The organism is Symbiopectobacterium purcellii (assembly GCF_052050035.1).
Classification (GTDB): Bacteria; Pseudomonadota; Gammaproteobacteria; order Enterobacterales; family Enterobacteriaceae; genus Symbiopectobacterium; species Symbiopectobacterium purcellii_A.
Window position 1 is genome coordinate 3,461,750 of record NZ_CP189882.1, and the last position, 22,431, is coordinate 3,484,180.

General features: G+C 51.0%; 25 protein-coding genes and 3 pseudogenes. 9 read left to right on the forward strand and 19 right to left on the reverse strand.

What is annotated here, in order from left to right; genetic code table 11:
* The first annotated feature begins 61 nt into the window (after positions 1–61).
* Positions 62–427 carry a hypothetical protein gene (locus tag ACQGXV_RS23725; protein WP_440867834.1) on the forward strand — a complete coding sequence of 122 codons (366 nt, stop codon included), beginning with the start codon at positions 62–64 and terminating at the stop codon, positions 425–427.
* Here the strand turns inward: ACQGXV_RS23725 and ACQGXV_RS23730 are convergent.
* The 14 genes and pseudogenes from ACQGXV_RS23730 to ACQGXV_RS23795 form a co-directional block, all read right to left on the reverse strand.
* Positions 339–722 carry a type II toxin-antitoxin system YafO family toxin gene (locus ACQGXV_RS23730; protein ID WP_440863373.1) on the reverse strand — a complete coding sequence of 128 codons (384 nt, stop codon included), beginning with the start codon at positions 720–722 and terminating at the stop codon, positions 339–341. The genes ACQGXV_RS23725 and ACQGXV_RS23730 overlap by 89 nt on opposite strands.
* Entirely contained in the window at positions 719–1,342 is a 624-nt protein-coding gene (locus ACQGXV_RS23735; RefSeq protein ID WP_440863374.1) for an iron-sulfur cluster assembly scaffold protein SufA, read from the reverse strand. Before ACQGXV_RS23735 ends, ACQGXV_RS23730 begins: the two co-directional genes overlap by 4 nt.
* 198 nt (positions 1,343–1,540) lie before the next feature.
* Positions 1,541–2,357 (reverse strand): annotated as a pseudogene (locus ACQGXV_RS23740) (DNA adenine methylase).
* Positions 2,358–2,494: 137 nt separating this feature from the next.
* Positions 2,495–4,813, reverse strand: coding sequence for a replication endonuclease (locus ACQGXV_RS23745; protein WP_440863375.1), 2,319 nt, complete (start codon positions 4,811–4,813; stop codon positions 2,495–2,497).
* Positions 4,806–5,738 (reverse strand): DNA cytosine methyltransferase, encoded by a 933-nt coding sequence (locus ACQGXV_RS23750; RefSeq protein WP_440863376.1) that lies wholly within the window; start codon positions 5,736–5,738, stop codon positions 4,806–4,808. The genes ACQGXV_RS23745 and ACQGXV_RS23750 overlap by 8 nt, the downstream gene beginning before the upstream one ends.
* Positions 5,739–5,765: 27 nt before the next feature.
* Positions 5,766–6,617 (reverse strand): DNA adenine methylase, encoded by an 852-nt coding sequence (locus tag ACQGXV_RS23755; protein ID WP_440863377.1) that lies wholly within the window; start codon positions 6,615–6,617, stop codon positions 5,766–5,768.
* Entirely contained in the window at positions 6,614–7,177 is a 564-nt protein-coding gene (locus ACQGXV_RS23760) for a 3'-5' exonuclease (RefSeq protein WP_440863378.1), read from the reverse strand. Before ACQGXV_RS23760 ends, ACQGXV_RS23755 begins: the two co-directional genes overlap by 4 nt.
* On the reverse strand, positions 7,174–7,407 hold the full coding sequence (locus ACQGXV_RS23765) for a DUF2732 family protein (RefSeq protein WP_440863379.1): 234 nt from the start codon (positions 7,405–7,407) through the stop codon (positions 7,174–7,176). Before ACQGXV_RS23765 ends, ACQGXV_RS23760 begins: the two co-directional genes overlap by 4 nt.
* A gap of 64 nt (positions 7,408–7,471) precedes the next feature.
* Complete coding sequence (locus ACQGXV_RS23770) at positions 7,472–7,792, reverse strand: DUF5347 family protein (protein WP_440867570.1); 321 nt, start codon at positions 7,790–7,792, stop codon at positions 7,472–7,474.
* Positions 7,793–8,030: 238 nt separating this feature from the next.
* Positions 8,031–8,930, reverse strand: coding sequence for a transposase family protein (locus ACQGXV_RS23775; protein WP_440862939.1), 900 nt, complete (start codon positions 8,928–8,930; stop codon positions 8,031–8,033).
* Positions 8,931–9,278: 348 nt separating this feature from the next.
* Positions 9,279–9,467 carry a DUF4761 domain-containing protein gene (locus tag ACQGXV_RS23780; RefSeq protein ID WP_440863380.1) on the reverse strand — a complete coding sequence of 63 codons (189 nt, stop codon included), beginning with the start codon at positions 9,465–9,467 and terminating at the stop codon, positions 9,279–9,281.
* An 84-nt stretch (positions 9,468–9,551) separates the two neighbouring features.
* On the reverse strand, positions 9,552–9,791 hold the full coding sequence (locus tag ACQGXV_RS23785; protein WP_440863381.1) for a hypothetical protein: 240 nt from the start codon (positions 9,789–9,791) through the stop codon (positions 9,552–9,554).
* A gap of 46 nt (positions 9,792–9,837) precedes the next feature.
* Positions 9,838–10,008 carry a hypothetical protein gene (locus ACQGXV_RS23790; protein WP_440863382.1) on the reverse strand — a complete coding sequence of 57 codons (171 nt, stop codon included), beginning with the start codon at positions 10,006–10,008 and terminating at the stop codon, positions 9,838–9,840.
* A gap of 99 nt (positions 10,009–10,107) precedes the next feature.
* The gene (locus tag ACQGXV_RS23795; protein ID WP_440863383.1) at positions 10,108–10,368 is read right to left on the reverse strand and encodes a hypothetical protein; all 261 of its coding nucleotides are present in this window, start codon (positions 10,366–10,368) and stop codon (positions 10,108–10,110) included.
* Between the two features lie 100 nt (positions 10,369–10,468).
* On the opposite strand from ACQGXV_RS23795, the gene ACQGXV_RS23800 reads away from it, so the two are divergent.
* Both ACQGXV_RS23800 and ACQGXV_RS23805 read left to right on the forward strand, forming a co-directional pair.
* A complete protein-coding gene (locus tag ACQGXV_RS23800) occupies positions 10,469–10,771 on the forward strand; it encodes a helix-turn-helix domain-containing protein (RefSeq protein WP_440863384.1) in 303 nt (100 codons plus the stop codon).
* A 63-nt stretch (positions 10,772–10,834) separates the two neighbouring features.
* Positions 10,835–11,389 (forward strand): phage integrase, encoded by a 555-nt coding sequence (locus ACQGXV_RS23805; protein ID WP_440863385.1) that lies wholly within the window; start codon positions 10,835–10,837, stop codon positions 11,387–11,389.
* On the opposite strand, the gene ACQGXV_RS23810 is transcribed toward ACQGXV_RS23805, so the two are convergent.
* A complete protein-coding gene (locus ACQGXV_RS23810) occupies positions 11,386–12,597 on the reverse strand; it encodes an IS256 family transposase (protein ID WP_440862551.1) in 1,212 nt (403 codons plus the stop codon). The two genes, ACQGXV_RS23805 and ACQGXV_RS23810, sit on opposite strands and share 4 nt — an antisense overlap.
* A 40-nt stretch (positions 12,598–12,637) precedes the next feature.
* On the opposite strand from ACQGXV_RS23810, the pseudogene ACQGXV_RS23815 reads away from it, so the two are divergent.
* Positions 12,638–13,129, forward strand: a pseudogene (locus tag ACQGXV_RS23815) (tyrosine-type recombinase/integrase); the annotation flags it as partial.
* Between the two features lie 266 nt (positions 13,130–13,395).
* Here ACQGXV_RS23815 and ACQGXV_RS23820 read toward each other — a convergent pair.
* Complete coding sequence (locus ACQGXV_RS23820) at positions 13,396–16,542, reverse strand: efflux RND transporter permease subunit (RefSeq protein WP_440863386.1); 3,147 nt, start codon at positions 16,540–16,542, stop codon at positions 13,396–13,398.
* A gap of 16 nt (positions 16,543–16,558) precedes the next feature.
* Positions 16,559–17,755, reverse strand: coding sequence for an efflux RND transporter periplasmic adaptor subunit (locus ACQGXV_RS23825; protein ID WP_440863387.1), 1,197 nt, complete (start codon positions 17,753–17,755; stop codon positions 16,559–16,561).
* 142 nt (positions 17,756–17,897) lie between these two features.
* Between ACQGXV_RS23825 and acrR the strand changes: the two genes are divergently transcribed.
* From acrR to ACQGXV_RS23840, 3 genes and pseudogenes are all read left to right on the forward strand, one after another.
* Entirely contained in the window at positions 17,898–18,563 is a 666-nt protein-coding gene (gene acrR / locus ACQGXV_RS23830) for a multidrug efflux transporter transcriptional repressor AcrR (protein ID WP_222159905.1), read from the forward strand.
* A gap of 204 nt (positions 18,564–18,767) precedes the next feature.
* Positions 18,768–18,995: a hypothetical protein gene (locus ACQGXV_RS23835; protein WP_440863388.1), complete on the forward strand. Its 228-nt coding sequence runs from the start codon at positions 18,768–18,770 to the stop codon at positions 18,993–18,995.
* Positions 18,964–20,314: pseudogene (locus ACQGXV_RS23840) on the forward strand (mechanosensitive ion channel domain-containing protein); the annotation flags it as partial. The gene ACQGXV_RS23835 and the pseudogene ACQGXV_RS23840, both read left to right, overlap by 32 nt.
* Positions 20,315–20,449: 135 nt before the next feature.
* Here the strand turns inward: ACQGXV_RS23840 and rsmS are convergent.
* Positions 20,450–20,620 carry a pleiotropic regulatory protein RsmS gene (gene rsmS / locus ACQGXV_RS23845; RefSeq protein WP_440863389.1) on the reverse strand — a complete coding sequence of 57 codons (171 nt, stop codon included), beginning with the start codon at positions 20,618–20,620 and terminating at the stop codon, positions 20,450–20,452.
* A 22-nt stretch (positions 20,621–20,642) separates the two neighbouring features.
* Entirely contained in the window at positions 20,643–21,182 is a 540-nt protein-coding gene (gene priC / locus ACQGXV_RS23850) for a primosomal replication protein PriC (RefSeq protein ID WP_440867571.1), read from the reverse strand.
* Positions 21,183–21,345: 163 nt separating this feature from the next.
* On the opposite strand from priC, the gene ACQGXV_RS23855 reads away from it, so the two are divergent.
* Positions 21,346–21,714, forward strand: a complete 369-nt coding sequence (locus tag ACQGXV_RS23855) for a DUF454 family protein (RefSeq protein WP_440867572.1) — start codon at positions 21,346–21,348, stop codon at positions 21,712–21,714.
* Between the two features lie 157 nt (positions 21,715–21,871).
* The gene (apt, locus tag ACQGXV_RS23860; protein WP_440867573.1) at positions 21,872–22,423 is read left to right on the forward strand and encodes an adenine phosphoribosyltransferase; all 552 of its coding nucleotides are present in this window, start codon (positions 21,872–21,874) and stop codon (positions 22,421–22,423) included.
* Positions 22,424–22,431: the final 8 nt, after the last annotated feature.

The following is a 22,431-nucleotide window of genomic DNA, read 5'->3' on the forward strand; positions in this document are numbered from 1 at the left end:
CTGCGCGCGGTCTCTCCAAACGCGAAACAATCACGCAGCACGGCGGAAATCCATCAGCATATTGAGGGATCAAGCCGACCCTACCCACCCCCTTTCGCGGGGGCTCTCCCCCCGTCACCTGCGCGCAGCAAACCTGCGTGTTTTTGTGCACGTGCAGATCTCAGCCCAAACCGCGCCGACACAGGGCGCAAAGGGTAAAAATAGCATCAAAAAATTTGTGCAAAATTGTGCGGCATTGTGCAGTGAGAATTGTCATATCGAGAAGCAAAAAAAAACGCCAGTAACGGCGGTGTCTTTGGGGGGCTATGCCCGTCATTGTATGAATCGAGGCAAAATGATCACAGGGATGATTGAAATTCTTCTGCTCTTCTTTCTAATTCAGCCAGAAAAGATGTGGGCGCCAGCTCATGGGCGTTGGGTGACATAATGCTGATTACCTGGTACTGATCACCGTCAAGCCAATGCTCAACGTACACAAGGTAGTGATTGGATACGCGATCTATCTGTGCCTTGCTGCCTTTCCAAGGCGTTTCGTCAGGAAGACGGATGTGTATTTTGTGGATCTGAGAATCACAGGTGCGATTGTTGAGCTCCCACATTCCATCGCGACCCAAGACTGAGGGTAATATTGATGTTCTTTTCCAATGTTGCAGCAGTCTGGCATATGCTATTGCTAACTCCGGGTGTTCGGTATCGTCATGCACAGAAACACTTGCCGTCATGATGAAAACACCGGCGCGGAAAGCCCCAATTTTTTATGCTCCGCAATGATCATGGCTTTTACTTCATCAGCGGATGGCATGCCTTCAGGTTGGCAGGTTTTCTTTGGGGGTAAACTTTGCGCCATTGCTGACAATATATTGCTCGCCAGAGACTCAGAGGTCGCTATCGCCTTCCCGAACCTAACAAGTTCTGCTTTAAAATTTTCGCGCTCGGCAACATCAGGGAAGTGGGCCGCCAAATTTTCCGTTTTCAATGCAATACGTATTGCATCTTTAACACGGCGACACTGGGCGATGTTGCTCTCGACCACTTTCACCATACTTGCTGGTTTTGAAAATAGCGCCCCCTCGCCTCTGGCTTCACGTTCAGCTATCACTTCGTTCAGTAATCTGCGTTTATGAGCGTTAAGACTTTGCAGGTAAGTTGTTGCCTCAGAAAGCGGCAAGAAAATTTCCTCACTCTCAAGGGTAAAGGTCAGTGTGGGTGCAAGTCTGTCGTCACTCTGAACTTCGACGGCGTTTGTTGGAAGGATCGTGCTCTTGGAGGGCACTGGGGCCAGCGAGGCGGTCAGGGCTGCAACGATTGCCTGCGTAGCCATTTGTTTAGCTCTGGTTTTCATTTTAACCTCATGTGGTCTATTGATGGTGGTAGCGGCGCATTCGTTATGTATAAATGATAACCTAAAACCATGCAGGCTATCAAAGCAGGTTCATTTGATGCTTTTGTTGCTCATTTTAAGGGTGATTTGAACAACAAAATCACCTAGCTGCCGATTTTATAGTGATTTCGACAGCAAAATAGATAAAACACCCGTTTATTATCCATCTACTTCATTGAGCGCAGTCATGATCGCCAGCCGTTCCGCCGGGGGCAACGCGGCATATTTGGATTTCCACCGTTCCGCCTTGCGCTTGATGCGTTGCCGATCGATATAGTCTTTTCCCGCAAAAGCCGCACTGTACGCCGCACCGTCAGGGTAGTTCATCCAGATTTTTTCCGTACGGACACCGCCGCGCGTCATGACCTGAAATTCCATACTGCGCCAGCCTGTTAACGTCTCGTCGTAAAACGGTGATGGATAACCAGACCGAATTACGCTGACGTTTTCCGGCAGGCCCATAAGGCAGGCCAACAAGCGTCCATGATCGGCAACGGTATAGCCAACCGACTTAAAAATGATTACATCCTATGCCCTGATATGCGGCAAAGAAGCATAGCTGGCTGTTATCAAAATAATGTCGCTTGGCTATATATTCATAACGGTAGCGGGCGCGACTGGTGCGAGTCTCAGGCATATAAGGCGGATCGCAATAGACCAGCACCCTCCCCTGTTTGGTAAAAGCTGGCACACCAGTTATCGACCCGTTCTGTTTCAGGCTTTCCAGAAAATAGACTGCATCACCGTGAAAAAAATCAAGGCTAGGCGGCTTAATTCCACGGTCTTTCCAACGCTGCAACGTCTGTGTACGCGCGGTTTCATCCAAATCTGCGCCATAGTTCCGCAATGCTTGCGGTTTATGGAACATCACTGCGCCACTGCCCAGATGAGTTTCAATGTAAGTATCATGCGGCGGCATATTGGCAATGATTTTCTGATACGCGCCAGATGCCGCCTTGCTTCCCAGATAGCTCATTTATCCCCCTGTGGTACCACATAGATGTTTTTAACTGTGCTTCAGCGACGTCATTTCTGACTGTGCTCGATGCGTTGGCCAGAACAGACATTTCTGTCTGTGCATTCCGGCTGGTTTGAGGCCGACGAACACGGTATTTAGCGGGCATAAGGGACGCTCCAAACAATCGGATCATCAGGTGTTTCTTCTGCCGGCAGGCAATGACGGTCAATTAGGCGCTTGAGTACCTTTTGCCGTCCGAACTGTTCCTTCAGGCGCTGTAAGAGCGCGCCCTCTTGTTTGTTCGGTTTTTCAGGCGTGCCGACGATATAAAGCACACCATCTTTTCTGGCCCGATAGCGCGTGCCCTCAACCAGCAGAACCGCCCCCGCCGTCAACGCTTTTAGTTGTGTTTCGGTAACAGACAGGCCGATTGATGAGGCAAACGTATCTAGCTGGTATTCCAGCGGTGTCAGACCGCGTGACAACATGGCCTCTCCCGGTGTTTCTTTACGGGTAATTGATCGCTGCTCTCGCTCCCACTGCGTAGCGACTTCACGGTAGATGCGGGCGGTAGCATTTCGCTCTGCTTCCACTTTGCCAGTCCAGGCTTTTTCAAGTTCTCCCGGCGATCTGTTATCCCCTTGCGATCGCACTGATTTGTTAATTTTTTGCTGCACCGTACAGTTATTGACAGAACTCCTAGGCGACGCGTTCGCGTCGCTAACCCCAGCCGCCTGATCGGCGGCCAACTTTGGCACAATCTTCCACTGTGTCACACGGGTTAAAATCGGCGTATCCATGCCCACGGATGGAGAAAACACCCCTTTCACCCTGATCACCTCCTCCCCAAAAGGGTTAACGTCCTCGCTGACCTCGTACCAGGTACGGACAACCAATTCGTCGCGACGAACGAATGGCCCGCCCTGGGCATTGATGTACCCAGCCCAATCGCCCACGTCCGCCGCATCATGCACCGCAGCAAAGTCCACGCTTAACCCCATAGCCGTATCATGATCGGCCATGCGACGCAGTTCGCGGTAAACGGTCACCGGAGCACCGCCAACAAACTGAAACTGTCGGATACGCCAGCGCGCCGACCAGGCAGCAGCAGCGGCCGCCGCCTCCTTCATCGGCTTGCCGCTTTCGTCATCAAGTTCGTCGTCCAGGGCGTAACCATCGATATTTTTCGAAATGTACTTGGCCACATAGCCTGTAGCGGAGCCTTTTTCCGGATCGATGGCTTCCGCATGGAATCGGGCCTTACGTGCTTTGGTGGTGATAAGCTCCTCGCCATCTTCCTCAAAGGCGTAATCCCGCAGGATTTCCCGCACCCGATCAGCCTCGCCGGGACGCATGAAAAACAGCATGTGCCAGTGGGGTGTGCCATCGTGGTGCGGTTCAGCCACGCGAATGCCAAAAATACGCAGATCTTCGCGGTGCAGTTTGGCGCGTGCTTTCTCCCACACGCGGCGCAAATAGCGCTGAGTATCAGCCGGACTGCTGCCGTTCCACTTGCGGTTACGGTGTCCGTGGATCGTGGTGGCGTGGAACTTTGACGGGGCCGTTAGCGTGTAAAACTCCGCCATGTAGCCCAGGCCATTGCAGATATTTTCAAAGCCACGGGTACGTACCATCATTTCGGTGCGGCGAATGGCCGGGTTAGCCACACTGCCCCAATACTTATCGATCAGGCTAATGCGGTTGCCATCTTCATCTTCCAGTTCCATCGACTTGAGGAATTCGCGCGTCCGGCGCTTTTGCTCCTTCCACTCAAGGATCGTCGTTTTGCTGGCGTAGGTGCTGGCGCGCTTGCTGACGTTGTTCAGTGCAATTTGTAGATGTTCACGCCATTCGCTCGCATGGCGGCGCAGGCGGCCCAGCCACCACTTATCGGACATCATGCGAGAAACGGCGGAAGCCGCTTTATCTTCACAAAAAAAGCGGTAAATCAACTTGTCCCAATGGGGCGCGTTTTGGCGGAATGCCTGGGTGATAGTGCCAGCACGAACGTACAAGGCGTGTGCTACCTTGAGATCGCCACAATCCGCCATTTCCTGATTTATTGTGCCCAGCTCAAGGCAGACAAAACTGGCTATATCCTGGGCGAGCAGTTCAATATCGCACCGCGCCATATCAAGAAGATGATTGAACCGCCACATTAGCTGGGCGGTGTCCGCGGTCATTTCCGGGATATGATAGCGGGCGGAAACTAAGTTAACGCGTGGCAAGATGCGCTCGACAAAGGTCTTGGCTAAGAATGCATTGGCCCGCTGAATACCTTGTTCTTTCTCAAGCTGATTGGCCCGACGCGTCACATCCATACGGACGATAATCGCCTGCTTTTGCAACAACGCCTGAGCGCCTGCTAAGGCCTCGTTTTCCCTTTCTCTCTGGTGGAGTTCGTCATAGGTCGGGAATGGGCTTTGAATAGCAGGCCGGGGAGCATTCCACGCATAGGCCCATTGCTCAGACATTATCTCCGCACTCCATGTATGCGGAAATAAAAGTCGTGGCTACCTCGGCATTTATCGCGTTACCGTAGGCGCGCAGTCGTCCCACGCGGTTGGTAATCCCATGAGCCAGCGGGAATGTGCCGGGTTCAACTGTCCGCCACTTTCCATCCCGGCAGAAGAGCCAATCTGCATCACGCCAGAAGCCGTTAGTCGGATAGGCTGATGCACTATCCCTTGCTCCGTTGCATAGTCCAGCCGTCCAAAAGTCCGATCCTTGCCATCCCGCCGAATCACTGTAGGGCCACTCCCCTTGTGATCGCTGGTTGTTGGCGTCGGCCACCCTGCCAGACAAGCAAAGCCCTGTAGGTTCGATTGACGGCCAGCCGCTTTCCGTCGCATTACTTTTTCCCAATCCTGATACGCATTTTTTATGTTGCTGGCGTTCGCCGTCGGCCACCCAAAAAAGCCGCTGCCGGATGTGCGGGGCACCGACGCCCGCAGCGCATAAATCAACAGCCGCGAAGGCGTACTCCGCTGTTTCCATGTTAAGGCGTACAAGGTCGAGCCAAGCAAGGCCGTCTTTGCTTGCAACCTGTTCACCAAAGACGATTCCAGGACAGCACTGAGATATAAGACGAAACCATGTGGGCCATAGGTGGCGCTTGTCGTCAAATCCTGATTTTTTTCCTGCTGCGCTGAAGGGTTGGCAAGGGCATGAGCCTGTCCATACTGGTTTTTCGTCGGGCCATCCAGCGCGGCGCAGGGAGTATGACCAGACGCCGATCCCGGCAAAGAAATGGCATTGCATGTAGTTTTGTAAGTCATCGGGAGTGACATCCTCGATCGAGCGTTCATCGACATCGCCCGGCGCAATATGGCCGGCGGTGATAAGGTTACGCAGCCATTGGGCCGCAAAGGGATCAATCTCGTTGTAGTAGGCGGCCATTACATAGCCTCCTCAGTGATGGCGTTTTTACCCATGGCGTAACCTCCGCACATTCAGCACACCGATCACTTCCCCGGCCTTTTTTCTCGATGCAACGGCAGCGCCTAGCGAACGGCTTACGCTGACTTCATGGAATTGGTAGTGCTGATAAATTTCACGCGTTGCGGGGTTGTCGCTATTTGAGATAACCACTGCTGCGTCAGTTTCATAACGCACACACTTTAAGTATTTAGCCAGTTGGCGGTGATGTTCACGCGTAAAGGCAGAATGATGATATTGCGTGAAATTGGCGGTATCACTGGCAGGCAGGTATGGCGGATCGCAATAGATAACGCTGTTTTTGTTTATCGCTGTGCTTGTCAGAGTTTTGCGGAAATCTGCTACGACAAAAGCAGCTTTAGTGTCGTTGGCTTTTTCTGCAAACTGTCTGATTTCCTGTTCAGGAAAATAGGGATTTTTGTATTTCCCGTATGGGATATTAAAATCCCCGTTATTGTTATAACGGCACATACCGTTATAGCCGTGCCTGTTCAGATACAAAAACAATGCGGCAAGGTCTATGCTTGTGCCGCTCCCCGTATTGCGCTGACAGTTGAAACTGCGGCGGAGTACCGAATATTCATCTTTGCTGTTGCTATGCTGAAATAAAGCCTTTGCCACTGAAATTAACGCTTCCGTTTCAGTAGTCGCAACACGATAACAATTAATCAAATCAGCATTGATATCAGCCAGTACATAGCGGGGATAATCCGTATTCAGGAATGCAGACGCACCGCCAACGAATGGCTCTATAAGGCAATCACCTTTCGGCAAATGCTGGAGTAACTCAGGCAGGACGCGGGTTTTACCCCCCGCCCATTTGAGGAACGGGCGGATCATAAGGCACTGCCTTGGTTCTGAGCCAACCGAGATATGACAGCAGAAACTAATGCCGCCTGATTAACGGCATCCGCCAGTGCGTGGTGCTTACCCACTTTAAATATCTGGATGTCGAGGTCTTGATAACGCGCTAACGCCTCAATAGTTCTAACATCCTGCTCATTTCGGTAATGCCAAGGCGCATCACCCAATACAAGGTTAAATGCCGCTCTCAAAATGACACAATCAAAAGACGGGGCTTTTGCCCATACTTGTAGGCAATTTATATCGTAGACGTTATCCAGCAGCCAGCATCTAACGTCGTCCAGCGCTTCAAATATTGATGAGCTATCATCGCGCACCAGTTCGGCGCGCGCTTCCGGCGATTGACGTAGCCACCATTTTATCGTGTCGCCATCCGGTGACGCACCGCGCTGCATATGGTTCACAAAATCGACGCGGCAATAGAACTGTTCGCCTAACTCACCCGTTTGAGGATTGAAGAACACCGCGCCGATGGACGCAATTGGCGCGTTAGGATTTGTCCCCAACGTTTCAAGGTCAATCATTACGTGGTTCATGCGATGATCTCCCGTGCCGAATTTTCGAAGCGTTCTGACTCTTTGCGTAGCAACTCAATGACCTCTACAGCGGAATACTCTTTTTGCTGTGCGTGGATAGACAGGGCAGCAAGGCGAATTGAAAAGGCTAAATGCTGGTCTTTTTTTTCTTCCAGGCGCGCTTCGGTTAACAGGCTAACGAGCGCATTGTTATCTGCCCCTCGCATTGGTTTAACTTCTGCATTTCTCATGGTGGTTTCCTTTTTTCAGGTAATAGAAGTCCCGGCGGGTTTACGCCTTAAAAAGCCGGATTTATTACAGTGGTAAAATTAGATTTTTGGGGAATAAACTCACAACTGCCTTGAGTTTATTCATTGCTTTAATCAACCTTTCTTTCTCGTCAGTTGTCAGTTCATTAAATTTCAAGTGCTGCCGTTCCTTATCAATATCAGCCAAATCAAACAAGGCAGACAGAACGCGAATGTTATCGTGATAGCCTGGTTCGTATTTATCGCGCATATCATCGATAAAGCGACACATATCCCTTTCACCATTTGCCGGGAAGAATTTACCCCGTAACGCTGCAATATGGTTTAGCCCCTCAACCGGCTTTGTTGAATAATTTAAGATACTGATTTATATAAGCATTATAAAATTTCAACGACTAATTTTTCCTCTCGGAATGCTTTTTATTGTGCTAACTATTTGATTTGTCGTTCTAACAAAATACATTCTCTGTAAATGCATTCTAACTAAAGAAGATGTAAATCAAACGGTTAAATTATTCAACAAAGCCCCCTCAACCCTGGCGCTTATGCCAATAAGCGTGTTGCTTAATAGTGAAATAAGGGTGTTTCGGTGATTGAAGTAAATTTTATGCTGTTCTGAGATGGAAATTCCAAAGACCGGCGCTAAGGAGTAAGAAGGTATCATCAATAAAGGGTCTACGATTCCGTAAAATTTGGGTCATGCAACCGAGGCGCTTGATACCCGCGATGGCGTGTTCAACTGTAATACGGATGCCCGAGATTATTTTATTTTCTTGTTTTTGTTCAGGCGATAAAGGTCTTTTTCGAGTTCCTTTTTTTGGGATTTGTGTATTAGGATGCTGTTTATCTATACCTTGAAAACCGGTATCTGCCCAGATGGTTACCTCAGGAGGAATATGGCGAATTATATCGACTTTATCGAGTAAGCGTTTATCGTGACGGCGCCCATTTTTGCTCATGGGGATAAATCCAATTTGCCTTGTTTCGTCAGTCATAATAAGCCCTTTTCGAGTGGTCTGTCTTTTCTTTCCCGAATACATTTTTTTTCGCCGACGCAGATTCTTAGGCTTTTGGACAGGTCGCTCTGTCCCATCAATAAAGACGTCTTTAACTCCAGGAAAGGCGCGAAAAAATTCCTCAGCAGAGCGAATTTGACGAGCGGGCAAAACACATTCTCGCCCCAAGGTCATCTCTAAAACCGGCAATAATATTTTTACCCAGCGACATACCCGTGTTCTATCTAAACCAAAAAGAAGTCCTTGCAAATCATAGGTCGGATAACATTTTAAATACAATAAAATAAAAAGCAGTTTATCTAATGGGGTTGGGATAAATCCTTTCTGCCCTGCACCCATCTGCCGCTCGTGATCTTTTCGATTCTTTTTCCGATAAATCAAATAACAAGCTGAAAATTCAGCGGCTAAATTTTTCAATTCTTCGACTGATAATCCAATGATTGCTTTACATAAACGATTATCTCGTAACAACCGCTCTTTGTTGATCATTTCAAACCTTTATTCTCTAAGTTAAACCTCTTTTTATTCTCAATAGCCTGACAAAAAATGCAAGTCTCTATTCAGCAACTAGTTTAATCTCAATGGCGCGGGCGGATTCTGTGTTAGCCATGGCGCTACGCCTTAATACCTATCAGACGCGCAAACCAACTGCGGCGCTTGCGTTCCGGTATGTAAGGTTTGTTGCTTTGTGGATGAAAATAAACTTGCTGTGGTTTAGGTGAGCAACGACGCCCGTTAGAATGTTCAAACCACCCGGCATTACGGCATGTTGCGTAAACGCCATGCTTAGGTGCGGGTGACTGATATTTGAGAAAAGGCGCAACGCTAATTACGGGTTCATTTTGCATGATTAAGAATCTCATCAATTATTCTACGAGCTTCGAGTGAAGAAAAAGCCAACCCTAAATAATCGCTTCCGCGTGTTATTTGATAACGTCTCACCTTATAAGGTTTTTTTCGCGGTAATTTCCAAATCGTGAATCCGCGATGGAATGAAATATGCTCATTTAGCTGTATTAATTCCATTTCTACCCTCGCGATATTTTATTGATTTATTACTTCTTGCCCTTCTTATGAGTCCCCTTGATTCAGATTTTCTTTACCACATCATCAATATTCGCTTTGGCTCTGGTGGCCCTCTGTCATGCCATTACCGGTATAAAACAGCCGGATAACGCCATCAATCTGCTTAGCGCTGGCGATATCTCCGGTTGCATAGGCATCGTCTAATACATCTTCCAGATCAATACTCAAGCGGTATGCATAGTCGTTGATTAACCACTGCCGTAGTTCAAGGGCTAAAGCCGTCGCAGCGCGGAGGTTTGCCAACTTGGCTTGATAGCCCTGCATTAGTTCGTTTATCAATGTGGCGCAGATCGGGTGCATTGCCTTTCCTCTACAAACGTCGGCGGGCCTGGCGCTCTATGTCTTCTTTGCGCGCCCGATAAGCTTTGCGTCTGGCGGCGGCGCGTTTCTGCCGGATCCTGTCTATCTCTCTGTCGAAGGATGCATAGAGCATGAAGCCAACAGGGGTCAGGCTGAGTAGCACGAGGGTGAAATCAATCATTGGCGGTGGTCTCCTGCATCATGACTTCAAACTTGCTGCGACGATGGGCGGCTTTTCGAAACTCTGTTTCGCAACAGGGCGTGATGTGAACCATTTTATTCAAGTCCTCATCATTAGCGCTTCCTGCGCTTCCGCGTATGCCTCCAGGAACTCGTAAACCATGTTTACCTGACGTTCCCGTCCTGGCTTGTTCTTTGTCAGCACCAACTTTCCTTCATTCGCCTGCTGCTGGATTGTGCGCACAGTCTGGCCGGTGATCCCTGCATAGGCGGAAAGCGTCAGTTTTGGGTACGGCAAACAAAAAACGACAGGGCAATCTGGCATTTTCACCAAGGCAGGCTTTGGTTTTTTCGTTGTCATGGCTTATCCTCTAAGATCACGCCGGACTTAACCGGATTCATCTGGGGTTGGGGTGGATATCTCTACCCCTAACAGCGAGTTTAGGGTGGTAATATCTACCATGTCAACTGATATTGGAAAAAAAATAAGAGCCATCAGGGATGCCGAAGGACTGACGCGTATTCAATTTTTTGAATTAACAGGCATTCCCGCAGGTACACAGAAGTATTACGAAACAGGCAGGGTTGAGAGTGTTGGCAGTGATATTTTGCTCAAAATCACTCAGCATCCACGATTTGAAAAATACATGATGTGGCTAATGAGCAATAAGACATCAGAAGCAGCGGGACAAATTTCCCCGACTCTCTCCCATGATGGGCAAGACATCACATTGAGTCACCAAAAAGTCCAGAAGGTTGGTTGACCGCATTAAACATTATGGAAAAGTGGAGTACGGGCGGGATTTGCTACGAGCGGAATTTATGGAATGACGATCACTAAGCTGGATACAGGACGGTATCGGGTTGATGTTCGTCCGCAGGGGCGGGACGGTAAACGCATCCGCAAAACCTTCCTGACTAAATCTGAGGCGCAACAATATGAACGCTGGATAGTTGCGACACAGCATAACAAGGACTGGATAGAGAGACCTGCCGACCGACGACCACTAACCGATCTCATCGAGCTGTGGTACGCGCACCACGGCAGAACACTGAAAGACGGGGTCGCAATTTACAAAAAGTTGATGAATATTTCCGAAAGAATGGGGCATCCCCGCGCCGATCAGGTTAACCGTAGCAGCGTTGCAACGTATCGCGCCTTAAGACTCGACTCAGGGGTTAAGCCCGAAACCATTAACAAAGACCAGACAATGTTAAGCGGCGTGTTCACCGCGCTCATTGAAGCCGCGCTTTACCACAACGAGCACCCCCTCACCGGGCTGACACGAATAAAACGCAGCGCACGCGAAATGGCCTACCTGACGCAACCGCAAATCATTGGAGTCTGTAAAGAATTTTGTGTAAATGGCTCCATTGCTTAACCGGAGATTCGTTCTCCATACATCAACATGAATTGGCTCATAGCAGGTTTCCAGTCTCTGATTGGCAAGGTCCATTTAGCAGAGATATTATGCAAGGCTAGATAGAGTAATTTTATCACCGAGTCATCCGTTGGAAATATTCGTCGCGTTTTCGTTATCTTGCGCAATGAAGCATTTAACGACTCTATCGCGTTGGTGGTGTAGATAACCTTGCGGATCTCCGGCGGAAAGTCAAAAATGACGATGAGACGTTCCCAATTATTTCTCCACGACGGGCTGATCGTCGGGAACTGTTCATCCCATTTGGCCGCGAAGGCATCCAGGGCCTCTTCAGCGCCCTCTAGCGTTGCGGAACTATAGATGGTGCGCAGGTCAGCAGCAACGGCCTTACGCTCTTTCCAGCCGACGTAGCGCAGCGAGTTCCGCACCTGATGCACAATGCAGAGCTGTACCCGCGTATGCGGGTAAACAGCTTCAATGGCATCAGGAAAGCCTTTCAGGCCATCGCAGCAGGCGACGAAGATGTCCTTTAGCCCACGATTTTTCAGTTCTGTCATCACAGATAACCAGAACTTGGCCCCCTCAGTTTTGGCTATCCATAGCCCCAGCAGCTCTTTTTCGCCCTGGCCGTTGACGCCGAGGGCCAGATAAACAGACTTGTTGGCCACGGCTCCGCCGTCCTGGCTTTTGACAACAATACAGTCAAGGTAAACAATGGGATAAAGCGCATCCAGCGGCCGTTGCTGCCAGCGCTTAACTTCATCCATCACAGCATTGGTCACTTGAGAAATGAAGCCAGCGGAAACATCGACCCCGTAGACTTCTTTAAAGTGTGCCTGAATATCACGGGTTGATAACCCTCTGGAATAGAGAGAAATAATGCGGTCATCGAAGCCGTTAAGCTGTTTTTCGTGCTTACCGATCAGTGTCGGCTCGAAGGTACTGTTGCGGTCGCGCGGAATATCGAGCTCGATCTCCCCATTTTGGCTACGTACGCTCTTGGATGTCTTGCCATTGCGTGAGTTGCCTGAATGATTACCAGCCGGGTCATGCTTAGCATACCCAAGGTGCATCTCCATCTCAGCTTCAAGAACCCGTTCCGCCAGTCTTTTAGTCAGCACCTTGAGTAGGCCTGATTCACCCAGCAGATCCTGAGGGGAGTGACAATCTTGAAGCAGTTGGTCAATAAGTTCGTTGCTGATAGGCATTTTGTTATCCTTTGAAGGTTTTCCTCAAAATGCCATTTACACAGATTATTTTACAGTCTCAATCATTGCGTTTTTATCATCTCTACAGAAGGACGATCTCAAGGTCGCCCGTCTCTGCCTCGCCACCGGGGCGCGGTGGAGTGAAGCAGCAACGCTCATGCGGGATGCTGTTATCCCTTTCAAGTGTACGTTCGTGAACACTAAAAACGGGAAGGATAGGACAGTGCCTATTTCTGAAGCACTGTATAAAGAAATCACAGACAGTGGCGACGGACGCGAGCTGTTCCCGGGTGCTAATTACGATAACGTTCGCAAGACACTGAAAGCGCTCGTCCCTGACCTACCAAATGGCCAGGCTACACACGTCATGCGGCACACGTTCGCCAGCCACTTTATGATCAACGGCGGCAATATTATTTCACTGCAAAAAATCCTCGGGCACTCTACCATTTTACAAACGATGGTCTACGCACACTTTGCGCCAGACTACCTTAACGACGCAGTAAAATTAAATCCACTGGAGAGCCTCTAAATGAATTGCATCAACAATTATTGGTGCAGAAGCTCTTTGCATGACCGCTGCAAAATGACTCCTCTGAGACATCTTCAGTTCCTGTTGCCACGCTGTTTTGTAACGTTGCAATTATCCAGTACGTGATCCACATTTTGCCCAAAACATCGGGATTTGCCGGGAGTTTATAGGATTAGTGTTTCGGTTAACCTGATGAATTAGAAGACAAATCATTGATTCCATTGATTTAAAAAGGCCGCTTGCGCGGCCTTTGGGGAATAACTCAGTTACGGTTTTTCAACGATATGGCTGTGTTCAATGTCTTCATTTTTATTGCTAAAGCGGCGGCGTACCACCACAAAGAACACGGGAACAAAGAAGATTGCCAGCACCGTTGCGGTAATCATCCCGCCCATTACGGCAGTACCTACGGCGTTCTGTGCGCCGGAGCCGGCACCGTGGCTGATGACCAGCGGCACTACGCCGAGGATAAAGGCCAACGAGGTCATCAGGATGGGGCGCAGACGCATACGTACTGCATCAAGCGTCGCCTCCATCAAGCCTTTCCCCTCTTTCTCCATGAGGTCTTTGGCGAATTCAACGATAAGAATCGCGTTCTTCGCCGATAGACCAATGGTGGTCAGTAGCCCTACCTTGAAGTAGACGCCGTTCTCCAATCCGCGCATGGTGGCGGCCAGCAGCGCACCAATAATCCCGAGCGGTACCACCAGCATGACAGAGAAGGGGATAGACCAACTCTCGTACAGGGCGGCCAGACACAGGAACACCACAATCAGTGAAATGGCATACAGGGCCGGTGCCTGGTTACCCGACAGACGCTCCTGATAAGACATCCCGGTCCAGTCGTAGCCAATACCTTCCGGCAACTGTTTGGCGAACTCTTCCATCAAGGCCATTGCTTCACCGGTACTCTTACCTGGCGTTGCTTCACCCTGAATCTGCATAGACGGCTGTCCGTTATAGCGTTCCAGACGCGGTGAACCGTGCGTCCAGTGGCTTTGTGAGAAGGAAGAGAACGGCACCATCTGATTATTGCTGCCGCGCACATACCAGCGCTCAATATCGCTTGGTAGCATACGGAACGGCGCATCAGCCTGCACATACACTTTCTTCACACGGCCACGGTCAATAAAGTCATTGACGTAGCTGCCGCCCAGCGCGGTTGCCAGCGTGGCGTTGATATCCGACAGGGATACCCCCAGCGCCTGCGCTTTTTCCTGATCGATATCGATACGGAACTGCGGAGTATCTTCCATGCCGTTTGGACGTACACCGACCACGGTATCAGGACGCTGTGCGGCCATTCCCAGCAGTTGGTTACGCGCTGCGGTCAGCTTCTCGTGCCCCAGGTTCGCCTGATCCAGCAACTGGAAGTCAAAACCGGTTGCGGTACCCAGCTCAACGATGGCGGGAACGTTAAAGGCGATAACGATCGCTTCCTTGATTTGTGAGAAGGCAGCGTTAGCCCGACCGGCAATGGCACCGACCTTGTTTGCCGCACCGGGCCGTTCACCCCAGTCTTTCAGACTGGCGAAGACCAGACCGGCGTTCTGTCCACGACCGGAGAAGCCGAAGCCGTTAACGGTAAAGACCGAGTTAACGTTCTCTTTCTCATTCTCCAGGTAGTGCTTGGTCACTCGCTCCAGCACGCGCTCGGTACTCTCTTGGGTTGCACCGGCAGGGAGTTGCACCATGGTCAAGAGCACGCCCTGGTCTTCTTCCGGCAGGAAGGAGCTTGGCAGACGCATGAAAAGCACTGCGAGACCAACCACAATCAGCAGGTAGACCACCAGATAACGACCGGTGCTGCGCAAAATGTTGGCAACACTGTCGGTGTAATGGGTGGTGCTCTTTTCAAACAGTTTGTTGAACCAACCGAAGAAACCCGTCTTCTCGTGATGGTCGCCTTTGGCGATCGGTTTGAGCAACGTGGGACAGAGCGCCGGCGTCAGAATCAATGCCACCAGTACCGACAGCACCATCGCGGATACAATGGTGATGGAGAACTGGCGGTAAATGGCACCGGTAGAACCGCCCGTGAACGCCATCGGAATAAACACTGCAGACAGCACCAGCGCAATACCAACCAGCGCGCCCTGAATCTGCGACATCGATTTCTTGGTGGCTTCCTTGGGCGGGAGCCCTTCTTCCATCATTACGCGCTCGACGTTCTCCACCACCACGATGGCGTCATCCACCAGCAGACCGATGGCCAGTACCATGGCGAACATGGTTAAGGTGTTAATCGAGTAACCGAAAGCAGAAAGGATGGCAAAGGTGCCTAACAACACCACCGACACCGCGATCGTCGGGATCAACGTGGCTCGGAAGTTTTGCAGGAACAGGTACATCACCAGGAACACCAGCACGATGGCTGCCGCCAGCGTTTTTACCACTTCGTTAATCGAGATCTTAACGAACGGTGTGGTGTCGTAGGGATAAACCACTTTCAATCCAGCCGGGAAGAACTGCTGTAGCTTAACCAACTCGGCTTTAACGGCGGAAGCGGTATCCAGCGCATTCGCACCGGTTGCCAGCTTGATACCGACCCCCGCGGCTGCCTGCCCGTTGTAGCGTGCAATAACGCTGTAGTCTTCACCACCCAACTCTACGCGGGCGACATCACGCAGGCGTACCTGCGAACCGTCAGCGTTGACGCGCAACAGAATGTTGGAGAACTCATCGGCAGATTTCAGTCGCGTCTGGGCAATGATCGATGCGTTAAGCTTCTGCCCCGGCAGCGGCGGTGTCCCCCCCAGTTGTCCGGAGGCAATTTGGTTGTTCTGCACTTTGATGGCAGCCACCACATCGCCAGTGGTCATCTGGAAGCTATTGAGCTTGTTCGGATCCAACCAGATACGCATGGCGTATTGGGCACCAAACAACTGCACGTCACCGACACCGTTGGTACGGCTGAGCAGATCTTTGATGTTCGCTGCCACGTAGTCAGCGATATCCTGCTGCGTCAGTGAGCCGCCTTCAGAAATAAAGCCAGCTACCATCAGGAAGCTACTGCTCGATTTCTTTACGCTTACGCCCTGTTGCTGCACTTCCTGCGGCAACAGCGGCATCGCCAGTTGCAGTTTGTTCTGTACCTGGACCTGAGCAATGTCCGGATCCGCTTTCGAGTCAAACGTCAGCGTAATCTGAACGGTACCCGATGAATCACTGCTGGATGCCATGTAGAGCAGGTTATCGATACCGTTCATGTTCTGTTCGATAACCTGCGTCACGGAGTCTTGCAGTGTAGAAGCATCCGCGCCCGGGTAGTTCGCCGTTATTTCAATGGCCGGTGGTGCAATGGTAGGATATTGGGCGATAGGCAACTTGATAATTGCCAACGCCCCCGCCATCATCACCATAATGGCGAGCACCCATGCAAAGATGGGACGATCAATAAAAAACTTAGCCATGAATTACAGGCTCCTGTTAAGACTTCGCGGGTTCAGACTGCGCAGGTTTTTCTTCACCATACCCAGGTGGCGTCTCTTTTGCTTTGACGGGCGCGCCCGGTCTGATTTTCTGCAACCCAGTCACGATAAGACGATCGCCTGCTTTAAGGCCGGAGGTCACCAGCCAATTGCTGCCGATAGCCTGGGCCGTCGTGAGCGTGCGTGCTTCAACCTTGTCACCTTCACCAACAACCATGGCGGTGGCTTCACCGCGCGGATTGCGGGTCACGCCTTGTTGCGGCACTAGCAGCGCGTCATTGTTCACGCCTGAATCGAGGCGTGCACGCACAAACATGCCCGGCAGCAAATCGTGTTGCGGGTTAGGGAAGATAGCGCGCAGGGTGATAGAGCCCGTGGTTTCATCTACCGTGACATCAGAGAATTCCAGCGTACCGTTTTGCGCATACTCAGTGCCGTTATTCAGCAACAGACGCACGGTCGCTTTGCCACCTACTTGTTTCAACGTGCCTTGTTCCAGCTCACGCTTCAGTCGCAAATAGTCATTACTGGATTGCGTCACATCCACATAGATCGGATCGAGTTGCTGAACGCTGGTCAACGCCGTCGCCTGACCAGAAGCCACCAACGCCCCTTCGGTTACCGTTGATTTACCAACACGGCCTGAAATCGGGGAGAGTACTTTGGTGTAGTTCAGGTTGATGAGCGCAGAATCCACAGAGGCTTGTGCTGCTTGTACGCTGGCTTCTGCCTGGCGCTGTGTGGCTAATGCCTGATCGTAATCCTGCTTGCTGACATAATTAGTGCCAACCAGCGGTTTGTAACGGTTCACGGTCAAACGGGCGATTTCTGCCTGAGCCTGTGCTTGTGCCAACGACCCTTTCGCGCTGTTGTAAGCCGCCTGATAGGTTGCCGGATCAATCTGGTACAGAGAAGTGCCCGCTTTCACGTCGCTCCCTTCGACGAAGTGGCGCTTCTGAATAATACCGCTCACCTGAGGCCGAACCTCGGCAATGCGGAATGCGTTAGTGCGCCCTGGAAGTTCGGTGATCACGTTCAACGGTTGTGTTTTGAGGGTCACAATGCCGACTTCAGGCGCTTGCTGTCCGCCGCCTTGTTGCTGACCTTCATTTTTATTATCACACCCTGTGAGCGCTAAGCCGCCAGAAAGCATCAGGACTGCCGCCAGAGGCATAAGCCTTCTGTTTTTGTTCATAAATAAACCTCAAGTGTCCGATTTGAATTTGACCAATGGATCACAAGCCCTAAAACCCATTGCTGGGATAATCCTGCAAGCGTGTTATGTTACATACATTCGCGAATGTATGTAAATCATGCTTCCCTTAAAAAACAGCGCTATGGCACGAAAAACCAAACAGCAGGCCCAGGAAACACGACAACACATTATTGATACGGCCTTACGCCTCTTCTCCGAGTTCGGCGTCTCCGCCACGTCGCTGGCGGGTATCGCTGCCGCGGCAGGCGTCACGCGCGGTGCGATTTATTGGCACTTCAAAAACAAGGCTGAGTTGTTTGATGCAATATGGGCGTTGTCCGAGACGAAAATCAACGATTTCGAATCTGAGTATCAGGCAAAATTCCCTGATAATCCACTGCATGTGATGCGTGAGCTACTGATCTATATGCTGCGTTTGACGACGACCGACACCCAGTGGCGCTCGATTATGGAGATCAATTTCCATAAGTGTGAGTTTGTCGGTGAAATGTTACCGTCGTATAACGCACGCAAGGCGCTCTATTTCTCCTGCTATGAACAGATTGAGGATAGCCTCAATCACAGTATTCAATTAGGTTTCCTGCCGTCCGATCTGCATTTGCGTCGTGCCGCTGTGACCTTGCGCGCCTATTTCTCCGGTATTCTGGAGAATTGGCTGTTTTTGCCCGAGAGCTTTGATATCCACCAGGAGGCGCCAACCTTGGTAGACAGCTTTGTTGATATGCTGCGTTTCAGCCCGGCGCTCAGGTTGCCGCTTACCACGCCTGTACAAGAAAACGCCGAATAAGATTCAATCTGTTATAACACACTGTCCGTTATAATGAATCGTTACTTTTTCGTCAGGTTTGCTCCGTGCGTTAGCGTGCAGAACCGTGATATTCTTCGACATTGTTTTTATGCCTGACGACGTATCATGTACTGCAAGTCTCTTTCTCGCGGCCTTGATTTCCCGCGTATTATATCGATTGTTTCCCGCAGCGTTGCCCTTTTAGTGCTATTTTCCATTGGATTTTCTACTGTTGCACAGGCTGCGACCAGTAATGATATTCCCACGCGCAGTGAGATTCAGGCGCCGCTGGACGCGCTTGGCAAACAGAAAAACCTGACGGAAGTCGATAAACTGACGCAGCAGGATCTCACCCACACGCTTGAGTCTCTGGATGCCATCGATCGGGTACGTCAGGAGACTGCGCCTTCTGGTATTCCCGCTCTGTCGTGACAGTTGGCGGGAAAAAGAAACGCACACGATCCGGCTGATTGTGATTACCGTGATCGCGATCCTGCCGTTGGTACTGCTGGGCTTGATGGTGTGCTGCTACTTCTACACCACGCTGCGACTGCTGGGGCGCTGGGTGGAAAGCCTGTATTTGTTGCTGGTGTGGAACCTGGTCTATCTCACCACGATTCGTGGTTTGAGCGTGGCGGCACGTCGATTGGCATACCGTCGTGCAGTGGCGCGGCGTCAGAACCTGAATAAAGAAGGCGCAGAGGTCAGCGAACCAGCACCAGAGCCGCCGTTGGCGCTGGATCAGATTGGTCAGCAATCGTTGCGTTTGACCACCATGGTGCTGTTGCTGATTTTTTCTGGCGTGCTCTACTGGATTTGGTCAGATTTGGTGACGGTGATGTCCTACCTCGACAGCATTACGCTGTGGCATTACAACGCCACCGTGGCTGGCAATGCCGTATTGCAGGCGGTGACGCTGGGCAATCTGATGCTGTCGATCATCGTCGCAGTGGTGGCCTATGTGTTAATGCGCAACTTGCCGGGCTTGCTGGAGGTGCTGGTGTTGTCGCGTTTGCAATTGCGCCAGGGGACCTCTTACGCCATTACTACCATGCTGAGCTACCTGATCATGGCGGTGGGCACCACGACGTCGCTCAGTTCGATTGGGGTGTCATGGGACAAGTTACAGTGGCTGGTCACGGCGTTGTTGGTGGGGTTAGGGTTCGGCTTGCAGGAGATTTTCGCCAACTTTATTTCCGGCCTGATCATTCTGTTCGAACGCCCGGTACGCATTGGCGATACCATCACCATTGGCACCTATTCCGGTTCGGTCAGTAAAATTCGAATCCGCGCCACCACCATTACGGATTTCGATCGCAACGAATTGATTATTCCCAATAAAGGCTTTTGTGACCGAGCGACTGATCAACTGGTCACTGTCTGACACCATCACGCGCGTGCTGATTAAAATTGGCGTGGCCTACGGCTCCGATCTGGACAAGGTGAAAGCGGTGTTGTTGCAGGCGGCGCATGAGAACAGCCGCGTGATGACCGATCCTGAACCGCAGGTATTTTTCCTGGCTTTTGGTGCCAGCTCTTTGGATCACGAACTGCGGCTCTATGTGCGGGAACTGCGCGATCGCAGCTATACGGTGGATGAGTTAAACCGCAGTGTCGACAGGCTGTGTCGGGAAAATAATATTGATATCGCGTTTAATCAGCTTGAAGTCTAACTGCATAACAAACAGGGCAGTGAAGTGCAGGAGATAAACCGCGCGTTGGGCGGTAACGCGGCAGGTGAAACGGCGTAAGCGGGGTCATCCGTCTGATAACAAAACCGCTTTGCCCCTCGTCATCCTCGGCGAAAGCCGAGGATCTCGGTGAGAATCAACGCGTTTTTTCGGTATAAAACTCCCGCCTTCGCGGGAATGACGGTGAGAGTAGGGTCATCCGTTGTCAGGTTCAGGTCTGGCTATCGCATACGCCTTGGATTCATAGTCACGTCGCACAATCTCTAGAGCAGCCAGCACCACATTAGGCGCGATATCGCTCTCTTCCAGCAGCATAATCAGGTCTACTGCCAGTTTTACCTCTGGCGGGGCGTTTTCCAGCGACATGCGTTAGGTCATTTGGTTGCGGTTACAGCCCTTGCTCACGCCTTTCCACCTGACGCTCTAAACGCGCCAGCGCCTGACGACAGCGCGCCAAGCGGCCTTCCAGCGTGGCTACCTCTCGTTGCAATTGTTGCTGCGCGCTCAGCGTTGTTGCTCTGTCGAGTTGGCTTTCCCGGTCCTGAATCATCAGATTCAGCCGTCGTTCATAGTCCTGGTGCTCTGCCAGCTTTTGATACAGATCGCTGGCAATCGCGATCGGCGTCTTCTCTTCCTGACGACGTAACGCTTGTGTGGAGAGTTCCCGCTGTAACGCGCCGATCTGCGCGACCAGTTTTTCCGTCATGAACGCGACGCGTTCGGTACGGTTTTCTGCTACCAGATGGCGCAAGGACTGAAAATTTTGCTCAACTTCACTCAGATAATCGCGCAAACGCGTACCATGTGAGTGAAACAGCTGTTTGTCAAAACGGGAATATGCCAACGGCCTGTCTGCCAGCGGAGCGACCGCCTGAGCCAACAGGACCAGTTGATGTTCCAACGCCTGAAGAAAGTGGTGGCGGTTCACGGATTGACCCACATAATGAAATGATAAAACCAAGCTTGCACGGGATTGTCAGCAGGCACAAGCCTTTTGCTTGTGGGAGAGAAAGATGATCGCATCTTAACTAACGTCAGGAAAAGGCGGGATGCTAGAGTGCCAGGGCGTAACGTGAAGAGGATACGCAGTGATATATCGTATCGGGTTGGTGGTATTGGGATGGTTAGCGGTTGTGTTGGCGGCGTTAGGCGTTGTATTGCCGCTGTTGCCGACGACCCCTTTCCTGCTGCTGGCTGCATGGTGCTTTGCCCGTTCCTCACCGCGTTTTCATGCCTGGTTGCTCTACCGTTCCTGGTTTGGTCCCTATTTGCGTCACTGGCAGGATCATCGGGCGTTGCCGCCGGGGGCGAAAGGCAAAGCGGTGATAATGATCGTGCTGACTTTCGCCATTTCGCTGTGGCTGGTGGATATGGTATGGTTCAGAGTGCTGCTGTTAACGATAATGGCGGTCTTGCTCACCTTTATGCTGCGCCTGCCGGTTGTTGATCCGCGACAATAAAACCCACCGTGGGCTGTTGCATTTGATCGTCAGTTTGACTAGATTTGAGCGTTTTCGTGTGCCGTTCGCATCCGGTTATCTCTCAATATCGATGAGAGGCAAGGAGCATCAGCGGTCATGGGTAAGATTTTTAAAGCGTACTATCAGGCAAAAGATGATGAGCGTAACCGCACAGCAGTCAGAATTAATCAAAAACAGCATTAAAAGCATTCCCGATTATCCCAAACCGGGGATCTTGTTCCGTGATGTCACTAGCCTGCTGGAAACGCCCGTTGCGTATGCAACCAGTATTGAGATGCTTGCAAACCGTTTTCGTGACACTGGCGTAACAAAAGTGGTAGGCACGGAAGCGCGCGGTTTTCTGTTCGGTGCCCCGGTGGCACTGGCGTTGGGCGTGGGTTTTGTGCCGGTGCGTAAACCTGGCAAGCTGCCACGTCCGACGATCTCAGAAAGCTATGAATTGGAATACGGCACTGACAGCCTGGAAATTCACACTGACGCCATCAACGCTGGCGACAAAGTCTTGGTGATCGACGATCTGCTGGCCACCGGTGGCACCATTGAAGCCACGGTTAAGCTGATTCGCCGTTTGGGCGGAGACGTCACCGATGCGGCATTTATCATTAATCTGTTCGATCTGGGCGGCGAGCAGCGTTTGAATAACCTCGGTATCAACTGCTACAGTCTGGTGAATTTCCCAGGCCATTGATCCTGCCT

Excerpts from the sequence above, each read along its gene's own strand:
- ACQGXV_RS23755 (WP_440863377.1), bottom strand. The coding sequence starts at position 6,617 with ATGATCCGCCCGTTCCTCAAATGGGCGGGGGGTAAAACCCGCGTCCTG.
- ACQGXV_RS23825 (WP_440863387.1), bottom strand. The coding sequence starts at position 17,755 with ATGAACAAAAACAGAAGGCTTATGCCTCTGGCGGCAGTCCTGATGCTT.
- ACQGXV_RS23745 (WP_440863375.1), bottom strand. The coding sequence starts at position 4,813 with ATGTCTGAGCAATGGGCCTATGCGTGGAATGCTCCCCGGCCTGCTATT.
- ACQGXV_RS23735 (WP_440863374.1), bottom strand. The coding sequence starts at position 1,342 with ATGAAAACCAGAGCTAAACAAATGGCTACGCAGGCAATCGTTGCAGCC.
- rsmS (WP_440863389.1), bottom strand. The coding sequence starts at position 20,620 with ATGTCGCTGGAAAACGCCCCGCCAGAGGTAAAACTGGCAGTAGACCTG.
- ACQGXV_RS23760 (WP_440863378.1), bottom strand. The coding sequence starts at position 7,177 with ATGAACCACGTAATGATTGACCTTGAAACGTTGGGGACAAATCCTAAC.
- ACQGXV_RS23785 (WP_440863381.1), bottom strand. The coding sequence starts at position 9,791 with ATGCAGGGCTATCAAGCCAAGTTGGCAAACCTCCGCGCTGCGACGGCT.
- ACQGXV_RS23800 (WP_440863384.1), top strand. The coding sequence starts at position 10,469 with ATGTCAACTGATATTGGAAAAAAAATAAGAGCCATCAGGGATGCCGAA.
- ACQGXV_RS23810 (WP_440862551.1), bottom strand. The coding sequence starts at position 12,597 with ATGCCTATCAGCAACGAACTTATTGACCAACTGCTTCAAGATTGTCAC.
- ACQGXV_RS23765 (WP_440863379.1), bottom strand. The coding sequence starts at position 7,407 with ATGAGAAATGCAGAAGTTAAACCAATGCGAGGGGCAGATAACAATGCG.
- ACQGXV_RS23790 (WP_440863382.1), bottom strand. The coding sequence starts at position 10,008 with ATGATTGATTTCACCCTCGTGCTACTCAGCCTGACCCCTGTTGGCTTC.
- ACQGXV_RS23730 (WP_440863373.1), bottom strand. The coding sequence starts at position 722 with ATGACGGCAAGTGTTTCTGTGCATGACGATACCGAACACCCGGAGTTA.
- ACQGXV_RS23780 (WP_440863380.1), bottom strand. The coding sequence starts at position 9,467 with ATGGAATTAATACAGCTAAATGAGCATATTTCATTCCATCGCGGATTC.
- acrR (WP_222159905.1), top strand. The coding sequence starts at position 17,898 with ATGGCACGAAAAACCAAACAGCAGGCCCAGGAAACACGACAACACATT.
- ACQGXV_RS23820 (WP_440863386.1), bottom strand. The coding sequence starts at position 16,542 with ATGGCTAAGTTTTTTATTGATCGTCCCATCTTTGCATGGGTGCTCGCC.
- apt (WP_440867573.1), top strand. The coding sequence starts at position 21,872 with ATGAGCGTAACCGCACAGCAGTCAGAATTAATCAAAAACAGCATTAAA.
- ACQGXV_RS23750 (WP_440863376.1), bottom strand. The coding sequence starts at position 5,738 with ATGGCCGCCTACTACAACGAGATTGATCCCTTTGCGGCCCAATGGCTG.
- ACQGXV_RS23805 (WP_440863385.1), top strand. The coding sequence starts at position 10,835 with ATGACGATCACTAAGCTGGATACAGGACGGTATCGGGTTGATGTTCGT.
- ACQGXV_RS23775 (WP_440862939.1), bottom strand. The coding sequence starts at position 8,930 with ATGATCAACAAAGAGCGGTTGTTACGAGATAATCGTTTATGTAAAGCA.
- ACQGXV_RS23795 (WP_440863383.1), bottom strand. The coding sequence starts at position 10,368 with ATGACAACGAAAAAACCAAAGCCTGCCTTGGTGAAAATGCCAGATTGC.